The sequence below is a fragment of the Mesobacillus selenatarsenatis SF-1 genome (genome assembly GCF_000813125.1).
GTDB lineage: Bacteria > Bacillota > Bacilli > Bacillales > Cytobacillaceae > Mesobacillus > Mesobacillus selenatarsenatis.
Genome location: NZ_BASE01000028.1, coordinates 1 through 13,518, shown reverse-complemented (window position 1 = coordinate 13,518; position 13,518 = coordinate 1). Strand labels below are relative to the sequence as shown.

At 42.6% G+C, this 13,518-nt stretch carries 12 protein-coding genes; 7 read left to right on the top strand and 5 right to left on the bottom strand.

All coding sequences use genetic code 11. The annotated features are described in order from the left end of the window. Positions 1–53 precede the first annotated feature (53 nt). From TY49_RS06290 to TY49_RS06275, 4 genes are all read right to left on the bottom strand, one after another. Positions 54–1,697: a diguanylate cyclase domain-containing protein gene (locus TY49_RS06290; RefSeq protein WP_041965059.1), complete on the bottom strand. Its 1,644-nt coding sequence runs from the start codon at positions 1,695–1,697 to the stop codon at positions 54–56. Between the two features lie 531 nt (positions 1,698–2,228). Next, the gene (locus TY49_RS06285; RefSeq protein ID WP_041965058.1) at positions 2,229–3,701 is read right to left on the bottom strand and encodes a M20 family peptidase; all 1,473 of its coding nucleotides are present in this window, start codon (positions 3,699–3,701) and stop codon (positions 2,229–2,231) included. A 57-nt stretch (positions 3,702–3,758) separates the two neighbouring features. Beyond that, positions 3,759–5,030 carry an MFS transporter gene (locus TY49_RS06280; protein ID WP_041965057.1) on the bottom strand — a complete coding sequence of 424 codons (1,272 nt, stop codon included), beginning with the start codon at positions 5,028–5,030 and terminating at the stop codon, positions 3,759–3,761. Between the two features lie 293 nt (positions 5,031–5,323). Further along, complete coding sequence (locus tag TY49_RS06275; RefSeq protein WP_041965056.1) at positions 5,324–6,631, bottom strand: alkaline phosphatase family protein; 1,308 nt, start codon at positions 6,629–6,631, stop codon at positions 5,324–5,326. A 139-nt stretch (positions 6,632–6,770) separates the two neighbouring features. Between TY49_RS06275 and TY49_RS06270 the strand changes: the two genes are divergently transcribed. The 7 genes from TY49_RS06270 (at position 6,771) to TY49_RS06240 (ending at position 13,080) form a co-directional block, all read left to right on the top strand. Continuing rightward, positions 6,771–7,406 carry an HD domain-containing protein gene (locus tag TY49_RS06270; protein WP_084135398.1) on the top strand — a complete coding sequence of 212 codons (636 nt, stop codon included), beginning with the start codon at positions 6,771–6,773 and terminating at the stop codon, positions 7,404–7,406. A gap of 19 nt (positions 7,407–7,425) precedes the next feature. After that, a complete protein-coding gene (locus tag TY49_RS06265) occupies positions 7,426–8,217 on the top strand; it encodes a DUF4240 domain-containing protein (RefSeq protein WP_041965055.1) in 792 nt (263 codons plus the stop codon). Between the two features lie 19 nt (positions 8,218–8,236). Next, the gene (locus TY49_RS06260) at positions 8,237–8,611 is read left to right on the top strand and encodes a VOC family protein (protein ID WP_041965054.1); all 375 of its coding nucleotides are present in this window, start codon (positions 8,237–8,239) and stop codon (positions 8,609–8,611) included. A 416-nt stretch (positions 8,612–9,027) separates the two neighbouring features. Continuing rightward, positions 9,028–9,246: a hypothetical protein gene (locus TY49_RS06255; protein WP_041965053.1), complete on the top strand. Its 219-nt coding sequence runs from the start codon at positions 9,028–9,030 to the stop codon at positions 9,244–9,246. A 220-nt stretch (positions 9,247–9,466) separates the two neighbouring features. Further along, on the top strand, positions 9,467–10,657 hold the full coding sequence (locus TY49_RS06250; RefSeq protein WP_041965052.1) for a hypothetical protein: 1,191 nt from the start codon (positions 9,467–9,469) through the stop codon (positions 10,655–10,657). A gap of 12 nt (positions 10,658–10,669) precedes the next feature. Beyond that, on the top strand, positions 10,670–11,905 hold the full coding sequence (locus TY49_RS06245; protein ID WP_041965051.1) for a Zn-dependent hydrolase: 1,236 nt from the start codon (positions 10,670–10,672) through the stop codon (positions 11,903–11,905). Further along, entirely contained in the window at positions 11,905–13,080 is a 1,176-nt protein-coding gene (locus TY49_RS06240) for a M20 family metallopeptidase (RefSeq protein ID WP_041965050.1), read from the top strand. The genes TY49_RS06245 and TY49_RS06240 overlap by 1 nt, the downstream gene beginning before the upstream one ends. Before the next feature lie 39 nt (positions 13,081–13,119). Here the strand turns inward: TY49_RS06240 and TY49_RS06235 are convergent, their stop codons facing one another. Further along, positions 13,120–13,338, bottom strand: a complete 219-nt coding sequence (locus TY49_RS06235) for a hypothetical protein (RefSeq protein WP_041965049.1) — start codon at positions 13,336–13,338, stop codon at positions 13,120–13,122. Positions 13,339–13,518: the final 180 nt, after the last annotated feature.

The following is a 13,518-nucleotide window of genomic DNA, read 5'->3' as shown; positions in this document are numbered from 1 at the left end:
TAGTTTAGGTAAAGGGAGATGAAATTGCTTTGAGCAAACAAATTGCCAGGAGATTACGCTCCTGGCATTTGTTTTTGGTGCTTATTCGTATGGAAGCTGAATTTATTTTTACCGGCTCGTTTTGAAGCATAGAGTGCCTCATCAGCGTAACTAATGACGGTAAAAGGGTCGATATCATGATCGGGCCATACTGCACCACCAACACTGCATCCGACATGAAGCTTTGATCCAGCTATTTCATAAGGGTTGTTTATGTTCGTAATCAGCTTGTTCGCTATTGCGCTAAGCACGTGTTTCTTTGATTCAGTCGGACTACTCACGACCACAAGGAATTCGTCACCACCAAGCCTGAAGATAGGATCTTCTTTCCGTGTATTTTCGTTCAGCCTGCGAGCCACTTCCTTTAGCAGCAGGTCTCCTGTTTGATGCCCATACGTATCGTTGATTATTTTAAATCCATCCAAATCCAAATATAAAAAGGACAATGAATTCCCTGAAGTTTTGGCATGTTTTAAAAATTGATCAAGCGCGACACGGTTTCCAAGACCGGTCAAGATATCATGATGGGCCAGGTTTTCCATTTTGCCTAAATTGGATTCAGTACGTACCAATGTATCAACTAAGTCCCTTAAAGAACTGGATAGGAGTTCAAGATCCTTGATTCCTTTTATTAAAGGAATAGTACTTTCTTTGCCGATTCTTAAACTATGAGCAGCTCTAGATATTCTTTGTAAAGGATTGGTTATGAAACCGGCAAGAAACCAGCCAATAATAGCAAAGACTACAGCAGTTATTGTGCCAAGTTTGATTATAAAAGACTTTAATTGTTCGACAGGGGCAAAAGCGTTCTCTTCAGGGATTCGAACAATGACCGTCCATCCGAGGCCAGAATAATCATCATGGCCATCACCGACTGCAAATCCAGTCAAATAATTTTTTCCGTCCGGCCACTCTTCCACGAGCCAGCTATTCGCACCCTTCCTCGCCTTATGAACACTATCAACATCAAGGAAATTCCCAGTCATACCATCTGGTCCAAGGAGGACCGTACTGTCCAAACCACTCACCACAAAAACTTCTGCACCACTTAATTCATCCTTTAAGGGTTCCACAATTTCATCCTGTACTTGCCGCGACCATTCCCAGCTGAGATGCGCAGCCAGAACACCAGTGAAATTTCCGTTTTCATCTGTTAACGCTTTGCTGATATCGACAAATTGCATCGGCTCTCCAGTTGGATTCGGAAGCAGGTTTGCAAGAAGAACCGCGTTATGGACATCGCCAATGAAAGTTCCTTTTTTACCTTCCTGATAAACAGGGCGCTGTGAAATATCAGAGCCTACCAGAATTTTGTCTGATGCTGCGACCACAGTTCCCGCTGAATCTGTCAGGCCAATCCAAGAAAAAACGGGAATACTGGACTTTAACTGGTCCAGCAATAGCTGAGCTGACTGCAGATCCTCATGGGATTTAATATCCTCTATTTGACTTAGGACCTCAACTTCCCCGATTCTTGACCACATAAACGAGTCTAGTTTATCTGCCATATGATAGGCAGTAGAAGACAGGCTGTTACCAATCTCTCTTTTGATCGTTTCACTTGAATGCTTGCTGATCGTTATACTCAACAGCATCGTTAGCGCAATGATAATAACGCCAAAAAATAGAGCCATATAAGCTCGAAGGTTGATTTTCATTTAAAGTATTCCTTTCGCAACAAAACTAAAAATCTCTACTTTGTCATATCGACAAATTTCGCTACTTTTTTAGAAAAGAGATGAAAAATTCGGATGGAAAGCATGACAGTAGAGAGGGGAACATCGTGATAAATTTAAATCTTTAAAAAGGCAAGTATAACGTTTTGATATTCACTTGCGATCCCTCAGTAAAGTTTATTCTGACTGTCGATTTTTTAACATAAACCATATGGCGATTGAAACAAGTAAAACAAGGGTTACTTTGACTAAAGAAAACTGCTCAATTAAAGGGGTATGGGTAGAACGATTTGCCGTGAAGATTGACCACCATACTGGGTCTGAGTAAATGGAGGATACGGTGAGCCAGATAAAGAGTAGAAACATAATAGATAGCCAATAAAGTTTCATCCATTTCACCTCATTTTAAATAACTGGAAAGAGAGTTCAGCCATGGTTCAGGTAAAAAAAGCTGGTTTGATTTGGGCGAGCGTTACTTAAGTGAAATAACACTCAACCCGACCCCTATAAATCCTACTTCATTGTTTCCTTATCCGCTTCCCTAATGACTTCCATATAAAAACCAATCGCGTTCAGGTAGTTATCAATACTAACATGCTCGTTTGTTCCATGCATGCGATTCAGGTCTTCTGATGTCAACTGAACAGGGAGGAACCTGTACGTGTTTTCGGCGATGCTGTCGTAATGCTTTGCATCAGACCCGGCGAACATCAGATAGGGTGCGATGACTGCTTCATCATAGACATTTTTTGCGCTTTGCTGTATTGTTTTGAAATGCCAGCTATCGACGTCAGAAACACCAGAAGCTTCAGAGCCTTTGAGAGTTACTTTGATATCCTCGTCATCGATCGTTTTTTTGATATAATCCTTCACTTCTTCCAATGAATCACCAGGCATGAGGCGCAGATTGATAATTGCTGAAGCTTTTTCAGGAAGGGCGTTATACTGCTCGCCGGCATGGAAGATCGTTGGTGCGATCGTTGTCCTGATCAGCGCAGATGATGCAGGCTGCTCAAGCAGGATTCTTTCGATAACCGGCTCGAAAATAAACTTGTTGGCAAAGACATATTTCATGGCAAAGCTCATTTCAGGAGCGACAAACTCAAATAGATCCTCACCAGGTCCTTTCAGGTCGGCGGGGAACTGGGTTTCTTCTAGCTTGGCAATCGCGCTTGCAATTCTGCCGATGTTCGTCCGGTCTTTTGGCTGCGATGAATGGCCACCGCTTCCTTCGATAGACAGCTCTGCAGTCGCAGACCCTTTTTCAGAAACACCGACAACGCCCACAGGTTGATCGACACCTGGAACCATGTTCTCGACGATGGCCCCGCCTTCATCTAAAACGAAGTCAAACTTGATTCCTCTTTCTTTAAGAGTACTCACAATAGAGGCAGCACCTTCATCACCGCCGATTTCTTCATCATGTCCAAACATCAAGTAGATATCGCGGGAAGGCTGATAACCTTCTTTGAGCAGGTGTTCTGCAGCTTCAAGTATTCCAACTACACCGATTTTGTCATCCAGTGTACCACGTCCCCAAATCTTTCCGTCTGCGATGGTCCCGCTGAAAGGGTCGTGCTCCCAATTTTCCTCCGTGCCTTCAAGGACGGGAACCACATCGTAGTGGCTTGTCAATCCAATTGGAAGCTTCGTAGAGTCTGTTCCTTTCCATTTATATACGAGTGCATGGCTATTTACTTTTTCAAGCTCAAGATCTTCATGTACGATAGGAAAGCTTTCTTTTAAAAAGGTAATAAAACGGTCGAATTCAATTAGGTCCATTTTGCTTCGGTCCTGGTAGGAAATAGTATTAAATTGAATCGCCTTTGATAGGGTATTAATCGCATGGTCTTCATTGATAGTGCCGTTAAAGTAATCTGGTGAGGGTTGGCGGGATTCCAAGGTGAGGGCATTGAACATGGTGACAATGATGAAAACAAGGAGCAAGCTGCCGATTATGATTAGAGAAAACTTGAGTTTTTTCATAGATTATTAGAAGACCTCCTTTTTAAAAAAAGCCTCCGGTTCCCCAGAGGCTAATAATTAAACAATTTCAGGCGCTTGAGGCTGTTGTTCTGGTTCTGGAACAAATGCGAGAATGACCATCCCAATAACGAATAGGATGACGAGGCTGAAAACTCCCATGCTCGAATTGCCAGTAAGCTGTGCTGTCAGTCCAACCATGAGCGGACCCATGATTGAAGCGAACTTTCCGAAAATGTTATAGAAACCGAAAAACTCATTCGCATTTGCTTTCGGCACTAATTTGGCAAAATAAGATCGGCTTAACGCTTGGATACCGCCCTGAGACGTAGCGACAAGCATGGCCAGGATCCAGAAGTCAGTCGTTGTTTCCAGGAAGTAAGCGTAGATACAAACAAAGATATAAACGGTAATTCCGACATAAAGCATTTTTTTACCGGTAAAACGCTCTGATAATTTTCCGAATAAGATTGCGAAAGGCCAGGCAACAACCTGGGTAGCGAAAAGGATGATTAATAGGTTAGTAGAGCTAATGCCTAAATCGGTTCCATAGGCTGTAGACATCGTAATGATCGTTCCAACACCGTCAATGTAAAAGAAATAAGCTAATAAGAATAAAAATAATGCCCTGTACTTTCGGATTTCCTTAAAAGTTTTTCCTAAACGTCTAAAGCTTTGCAGCACCATTTGCGGTTCGCGCTCGATGTAATGCTTTTGGTGCACATTTTTAAACATGGGAATGGAGAAAAGTCCCCACCAGATGGCAGTAATGATAAAAGCTGTCTGACTGGCTAGGGTCATAGAAATTGGCAAAACCTTTGTCTGGGCTAAAATGATGATTGCAATACTGATTATGAAGGGAATCGTACTCCCGATGTAACCCATCCCGTAACCGCGCGCTGATACTCTGTCCATCCGTTTATCTGTCGTTACATCAACGATAAAGGCATCATAGAAAACATTTGAACCTGTCGAACCAAGCACGGCTAAGGTGTAGACGACTAGCAGCATGAGCCAGTTTCCGCTTGGCACGAAGGCAAGACCAGCTGTAAAGGTGATCCCTAACGTAAAGAAAATGGTGAAAAATCGCTTCTTCATTCCTTGATAGTCCGCAATTGTCCCCAGGATGGGACCAATCAATGCCAATATGAAGGTGGCGATCGCAATCGTATAACCCAAATAGGCGGTTGAATTTGACAGGCTCACACCAGCCTCAGTAGCAGAAGCTTTATAAAATAGTGGGAACACAGCCGTCGAAATGATAATCGAATAAGCCGAGCTGGCCCAGTCATAACGAATCCAGCTGCTCTCTTCCTTCGTAAAACCTTTCATCCTTTTGCCCCCAATAAATTTGTATTTTGTCTATTAAGTTGAACCATAACTACTTAAGGTTTATAAAAGTGTCCCAACCAGAGATAAAATTACTGCAACCGGAGATAAAAGTGTCCCAACCGGTAATAAAATTGCTGCAACCGGAAATAAAAGGGTCTCAACCGGTAATAAAAGTTCACTTAACCTAAAATAAAGCTATCCCAAGCTTGTAAAACTGTCTTAACCGATAAAATATCTCTTCCAACTGGTAATATAATTCGCTTCGAGTCTCTCAAAGACCTTCTTTCCTAGTCCTAAATATCCAGAATTCCTTCGAGGATGGAGCCATCTGTATCGCCGAGGTCTAGGCCAAGAAGGCGAGCAAAGGTTGGTCCTTCATCTACAAGGTGCATAGACTTGATGGAGATTCCTGGGCGAATACCTTTTCCAGCTGCGAAGAAAACAGTGTGATAACCTTCTTTTTCAGGGGAGTATCCATGACAGGCAAAAGTGTACTTCTTCCTCATTGCATCCTGTTCGGTCACTTCTTCAATGTAGTCACCGTCTAATGCCTCGCTAAAGTAATAACCTCTGGCAGCTTCTAGCATCCTGAAGGCTGTTCCATCAGCTCCTTTTGCGTTAGCTTCGGCACCTGTGATAGCTGATTCAATGCCATTGCTTTCGTCTTGTAAAAGCTCCGCCAAAATAGCAGTGACTTGATTCTTCGCAGCATCATCGTTTTGGTGTTTTACATAGATATAGGCTGAACCGTCACAACTCTTGCAATAGGCTTTCCAGTCGGTGACTCTACCTGAAGCATTGGTTTGGATAAGTCCTCGTTCTTTAAATAATACGTTCATTTTCACCACTTTAGACTCATCAAGTGCACTGTGGTCACCAAGAATGGCTACAGTTGTGTTCTCAGCAATGCCAGCTTCTTTGAGTGCTTCCATGATTCTTCCGAGTCTTTTGTCATGCCGATGAAGGGCGGCCAATGCTTCATCTGATGAAAAACCGTGCATGTGGCGCTGGGAGTCGAGATCGACAAAATGGATTAACATTAAATCAGGCTTCCTCGTTCTGATGGTTTCCACTGTTGATTCAAGAACGAAGTCATCGAGTTCGGGCTGGCTCAATCCGTTTCTGATATGTCCGAATTTCGAGTTCATTTCAAGCTGGTATCGAGGACTCCCGTTGGAAAGCGAAACAGGAATCTGGTGATGCCAGGGCCTGTTCGCAAAAATTTCAGGCAAGTTGTAATCGATATCGGCTTTTGCCGTGACTGGCCATAATAATGCGGCAGTTTTCATGCCAGCCTTTTTAGCCTCATCATAAAGGGTTGTCCCTTTGATATGCCGGCGGTGCCAGTACCAGTCTGGTGAAGTTTTGCCAGGTTGGATAAATGTATTGTTGACAATACCGTGCCGATTAGGAAAATTGCCGGTCACGATTGTCGCATGGCAAGGGTATGTAACAGAAGGATAGATCGTTTCCACCTGTGTACAGAAAGAACTATTTTCTATAAAAGCCTTAAAATTTGGCAGCTCCCTGAGCAATGGAACATCATGCTCAGAAAGACAGTCAAAGGAAATGACGATTAAGTGGTCTGTCAGTTTTTCCATGTCAGCCTCCAAAAGGTTTATATACTAAATATAGCAGAATATTTTGGGAAAAATAATCAGGTTTGCCTTTTTCGTAAGGAAGGATTTACTGATCCATTAAAGAAGTAATTAAGTATCTGAAAAACTGGAGGCAGATTGAATGGATTTAATTGAGAAAGCATTGCAAATTGCTTCAATGGCACATGAAGGACAATATCGTAAAAATACGAAAATCCCGTATATTGCCCACCCAGCCGCAGTGGGAATGATTTTACAAAAAGCGGGATACCGCGAAGAAATGATTGCAGCCGGAATTTTGCACGACACGGTTGAAGATACCGACTTAACAATGGAAGATATCGAGCGGGAGTTTGGAAAGGAAATTGCAATGATCGTTGAAGGCTGTTCAGAGCCAGACAAATCTCTTTCCTGGGAAGAACGCAAGGAGCATACAATCGAGTTTTTGAAGATTGCATCAGAAGAAATCCGCGTGGTAGCTTGTGCAGACAAATTGCATAATGTCAGGTCAATTCGCAAGGACGTCGAACAATCAGGCGAGGTAGTATGGAGCAGGTTCAATCGCGGAATAAAGCAACAGGAGTGGTATTACAAGAATGTTGTGGAGAGCCTTGGATATGCAACGAAGTTTCCGATTTTGGATGAACTTAAAAAGGAAATAGAGCGTTTATTTAAAAGAGAAAAATTCAGTTACAACAAATATGAATTTTCTGTAATAAAAGATGCTGATTTGGACAAGGATGACAATCTGGACAGGAAACATCCTAAACGGAAATAAGACAACAGGAGTGTGAAGGATGGAGACAACGCTTATTTATAAAGATGGTTCATCTAATAAATTCTGGAAAATTAATGTGTCCGGAAAGAGTTATAGTATTACCTATGGCAAAATTGGAACAGTAGGCGCGGTGAAAGTGAAAAGTTTTGATTCTGAAGAAGCCTGCCAAAAGGATGCAGATAAACTGATTAAATCGAAAATGAAAAAGGGATACACACCTGCCAATGCTGTCGATCAGGTAATGAAAGAAGGCTCAATGACCGAAATCGTATTTTGGGAGATGCTTAAGACTGCCAAGCAAAAAGGAGAAGACACTGAGGAACAAATCGAGTGGATGGTTAGCCATTTATCGAAGAAACCCGTCAAAGATATTGTTATCTTCGATTACTTTTTCAATCAGAATTATCTCAAGTCATACACTTCCGACCTTTGGGCAGCGGCCTATATCATCATGGGGGGAGCCTCGGATGATTCTTTTGATTATTTTAGGGCCTGGCTGCTTTTTCAGGGAAAGGAAATATACGATGAAGTCATCAATGACCCCGAGAAGATTATTCCTCATTTAAAAGTCCTGGAGGATGAAGAGGATGTCCCCCAGCTCGAGGACTTGTTGAGTGCAGCAAGTATTGCTTATGAAGAGAAGACAGGGTTGAACTACGACGAATACTTTGATTTATATGTAAAACTGACTGGAGACGAAACGATTCCTCCTGATATTGAATTCGACTGGGATGAGGAAGACGTAGATGGTTTGAAGAAGAAGTTCCCTACCTTATGGGAAAAGTATGGAGATAATCCATTAGAGTACTAACATTTTAGGAGGAGAAACTTTGAATTCACCACTTTATAATAAAGTAAACAATGTTTTTATCCACGTGAGCAATTTGAAAAAATCTGCAGAATGGTACTATAACCTGCTGGGGATCCCATTTGATGCCGAAAAGGTAGAATCACCAGTCCATAACATCCCGGTTACATCTGAGACAGGATTAACCCTAGACGATCACACCTTCGACCCCGGCTTTAATTTTGAGCCTTCAAACCATGTTTTGTTTAATCTTCTAGTAGATGATGTTGATGAAGCCTATAGCTTTGTGAAGTCAAATGGAATTACAATCACCAAAGAAATTGAGCGAATTGGCGATTTTGCCTTCTTCAACTTCAAGGATCCAGACGGAAATGTCTTGATGATTTGTAACTGTTAAGCAGTATTGGTGCCCTTATAACGGTGAAATTGTCTTTTATAGTAACCAATAGGCGGTATTGGAGCCCAAAAAGGACCCAAACTAGAGTTATGGGTAACCAATAAGCGTCATTGGTGAACTAAGAAGGCTGAAACTAGAATTATAGGTAACCAATAAGCATCATTGGTGCCCTAAAAGCGCTGAAACTAGAATTATAGGTACCCAATAAGGGGTATTGGTGACCTAAAAGAGCCAAAAACTAAAATTATAGGCAACCAATAGGCTGTATTGGTGCCCTAAAAATGGCGAAACAAAAATTTTCGGTAACCAATAACCTGGGTGAAAGGTTGATTTACCCTTAAATGGATTTTATTTCCTAGATTTAGCTCTATCATCCCTGGGTAAAGAAAGGTAATTCCTAAGAAGGGGTGATAAATATGAAGACGAAAGTGAATATGTCAAAAGAAGAGCTATTTAATCAAATCCAGAATAGTGATGGGAACTTAAGAATTTCGTCTGTGTCCTCAACTGAAGAAGGGGAAGAAGTGATCGCCCTGGCTAAGCACCTTGAACTTGAAGGCAAGATCGTTCTATTGGAATACTGTTTGGATAAAAAGCCACTGGCAGTTTCCCTGAAAACAAAAAATCCTGACTAAAAATATAAATTCAACTGGCGAGCCGCTTTTATAGTGGTTCGCCTTTTTATTTACTTAAAAATAGGTACTAAGAATCAAAAAAGATAAGAAAACGTTTTCTTTTGAAAATTATAAAATTTATAATTGACTGAATATTATATCTATATTATTATCGTACCTAATACTTTTTTCTTTCGCAAAGCGAAGCGTTTAAGTAAAAAAGAAACTGGGGGGATTCATGATGTCACAGATGTTAGCTTTGGTTATTGTTGTATTCATTTTATTTGTTGGTGATTTAGTTGCTGTTAGGACGAAGGCATGGATTCCGTCCATGTTCGTCTCAGCTGTATTGTTCCTAATTGGGTACTGGACGTTTTTCCCGAAAGAAATCGTAGCGCTTGCTGGTGTACCGTCGGCAGTGGCTGTGATGATGATGTATTTGTTAATTACAAACATGGGAACTTTGCTTTCAATCCAGGAATTGAAAAATCAATGGAAAACGATTGTGATTGCGTTATCAGGAATTTTAGGAATAGTAGCTGTACTATTGAGTGTCGGAACACTCATTTTTGGATTCCAGACAATGGTTGTTGCCGTACCACCTTTAGTTGGTGGAGTTGTTTCCGCCTTGATCATGTCTGAAGGCGCAAAGGAAGCAGGTCTTGCAACACTGTCGGTATTCGCTATTGTTATTTATGTCATGCAGGGTTTTGCGGGTTACCCTTTAACCTCACTGGTACTGAAAAAAGAAGGCAAGAGACTTTTAAAGCAATATCGCGAGGGCAGCCTTGCAGCAAATGAAGTGGCTGCAACTGTAGAAACCGCCGCACCAACTGTTGAATTAAAGCTTTTTAAAAAACTGCCAGAAAAATATAACACAGAATTCTTTAAGTTTTTCAGGCTGTCACTGGTCGCTTATTTAGCACACCTAACATCAACTTTGCTGGCTCCGGTCGTCTCGGTAAGCCCGTTCGTACTTGCATTACTATTTGGTGTCATCGGAACAAGCGTAGGATTCCTTGAAAAGCAGGCCCTGCAGAAGGCCAATGGATTTGGGATTGCAATTCTTGTCCTGATGTTATTCATTTTCGATGGGTTAAAGCAGGCTACACCAGGAATGCTGCTTGATATCATTGTTCCCTTGCTTGGTGCAATTGTCCTTGGTATCGCAGGAATGTACGTCTTCTCATTTATTGTCGGCAAGATTTTAAAGGTGAGCAAGGAAATGGCCTTTGCTGTATCATTGACAGCCCTTTATGGCTTCCCTGCAGACTATATCATCACCAATGAAGTCATCAATTCTTTAACCGAGGATGAAAAAGAAAGAGAAGCCTTGACCAGCCATATGCTTCCACCAATGCTTGTGGGCGGCTTTGTGACCGTCACGATTGTATCGGTTGTACTTGCCGGTATCTTTGTAGGATTCTTGTAAGAATAGAGGGGAATGAGATTGGTAGAATTAAAGGAAAGTATTGAGAATCATATTAATCAAATCAGTGAGTACACTGCGACTCCTGGTAAAGGGACGACAAGGCTGACATACAGCCAGGAAGATCTAAAGACTCGCAATTATCTAAAAGGAAAAATGAGAGAGTATGGACTCCAGGTTAGAGAAGATGGATTCGGAAATATTTTTGGCAAATTGGAGGGAACCCTGAAGGACGCACCGAGCGTGATGGTCGGGTCTCATTTTGACTCGGTTCCTCACGGCGGTTCTTATGATGGTCCAGCAGGGGTTGTCGCCGCTCTTGAAGTGGCAGGGCTATTTGCTAAAAATAACTTAACCCCAAGATATCCTTTGGAAGTCGTTGCGCTGGTAGAAGAGGAAGGTGCAAGGTTTGGCGGTGGGTTAATGGGATCCCGCGGGATGGTCGGCTTGCTGGGTGAGGGGGATTTTCAGAACTTGCGAGACCAAAACGGCGTATCCACAGTTGAAGCAATGACTGAAATTGGTCTTGATCCCTCGCTTCCGAAAAAAAGAGACCCGAAAACCATGAAAGCTTTTCTTGAATTACATATTGAACAAGGTCCTATTTTAGAAGAAAAAGAGATTCCTATTGGAGTAGTCGAGGCGATTGTAGGACTGACTCAACTGGAGGTAACTGTAAAAGGGCAGGCAGGGCACGCAGGAACGACACCGATGGACCGCCGGGCCGACGCACTGGTGGCTGCGGCTAGTATTATCGGTCGTTTGCCGGAACTTGCTAGAGAAGCGGGGGAAGGAACGGTCATCACCACCGGTCGCTTGAATGTTTTTCCGAATGGTGCCAATGTCATCCCGGATCAGGTAGTCTTCTCGGTTGATATTCGCTCTGGTAAAGAAGAAAACGTCCTGAATGTCATCGAGAAAACAAAGACTCTAGTTCATTCTTATAGTAAAAATAGAATTCAAACATCCTTAGAGCAGCTTTTATATATCCAGCCAAAAGAACTGAATCGGGGTATCCGCTCTCTTTTAAAAGAGAAAAGCGAAGCGTTGGAAATTCCCTATTGTTCGATCAATAGCGGTGCTGGACACGACGCTATGGTTTTATCCGACTATACTGATGTAGGGATGCTGTTCATTCCAAGCAAAAATGGACTGAGTCATTGTCCGGAAGAATGGTCTGATTCAGAAGACATAGCTAGAGCGGTAGGGATTTTTTACGAAACAGCCAAGAGCTTAACGGAGGCGGAATGATGATTAACGATAGATTAAAAGAAGCTATAAAGGAATACAAAGACGAATTAACAGTGTTGCGCAGGAAGCTTCATAGCGAGCCGGAAGTTTCATGGGAAGAATATAGAACCACAGATTTCGTTTGTGAATATCTGGACCAATTAGGAGTCTCTTATAGAAGAACTGAACCAACCGGTGTCATTGCAGAAATCAAGGGCGGCAAGCCTGGCAAGACTGTCGCATTGAGAGGGGATATGGACGCCCTTTCTGTCGAGGAACTAAACAAGGACCTGCCTTACGCTTCGAACGAAGATGGAAAAATGCATGCATGCGGCCATGATGCGCACACTGCAATGCTTATGGTCGCGGCAAAGGCTTTGAATGAAATCAAAGATGAGCTGCCAGGAAATGTCCGTTTATTGTTCCAGCCTGCCGAAGAGGTAGCAGAAGGGGCCAAAGCTCTGGTAAAACAGGGTGCAGTCGAAGGAGTCGATAACGTTTTTGGAATCCACATTTGGTCGCAAATGCCGACTCATAAGGTGAGCTGCACTCCCGGACCATCCTTTGCCTCCGCTGATTTGTTCAAGGTCACTTTTAAAGGAAGAGGCGGACATGGAGCTATTCCACAGGATTGTATCGACACTGCGATTGTTGCATCATCCTTTGTCATGAATGTTCAATCTGTGGTGTCGAGAACGATTGATCCGCAGCAGGGCGCAGTTCTCACAGTTGGTAAAATGGTAGTAGGTACACGTTTCAATGTCATTGCTGAAAATGCAGTGATTGAAGGAACAGTACGCTGCTTTGATCCGGCAACACGGGACCACATCGAGACCCAACTAACACATTATGCGGAAAGTGTAGCAGCAGTTTACGGAGCTGCGGCAAATGTAGAATATACACGTGGGACACAGGCAGTCATCAATGATGAGGAAAGTACGTTGCTTGTTCAGCAGGTCGCATCTGAGGCATTCGGTGAGGATGTAATCTATAATGAAAAGCCAACGATGGGTGGGGAAGACTTCAGTTTCTATCTTGACGAGGTCCCAGGTAGTTTTGCCCTCGTCGGCAGCGGTAATCCTGATAAAGATACAGAATGGGCTCACCATCATGGCAAATTCAATATTGATGAAGACGCTTTGGTAACGGGAGCAGAGCTTTATGCACAGTATGCCTGGGCTTTTTTGAACAAATAATTAGAGATGGAGAACCTCCGCGCGGTTCTCCATTTTTTATTACCTTTTCTTCTTTTTGCCAGGGTCGGCCGCTACGCCAGGTTTCGCTTTTGCTTCCAAGGCAACTTGAACATGGTAGGTTTTCTCATCGATTTCCGTCACACTCGCAACCTTACCTTTGCGACCTTTGATTCTCAGATCCTCCCCAACTACGGGCACACGCTTAAGCAACTGATTCAGCAGTTCATTTTTCTGATCATAAAAATGGACAACAAACACTTCAATCACCTTTTTCTATAGTATTAGTTTTCCTATCACTAAGATATTGACGGGATACTAGGTTTAGAACTAATTAATAGAAGGAATTTTAGTAGGGTTGATTTATTGAGGAGCGGGGAAGAATTTGTAGTGAGGAAATAAGGAAGTGTCTAAATGGATTTAGACAGCTTAAGGCTTGGT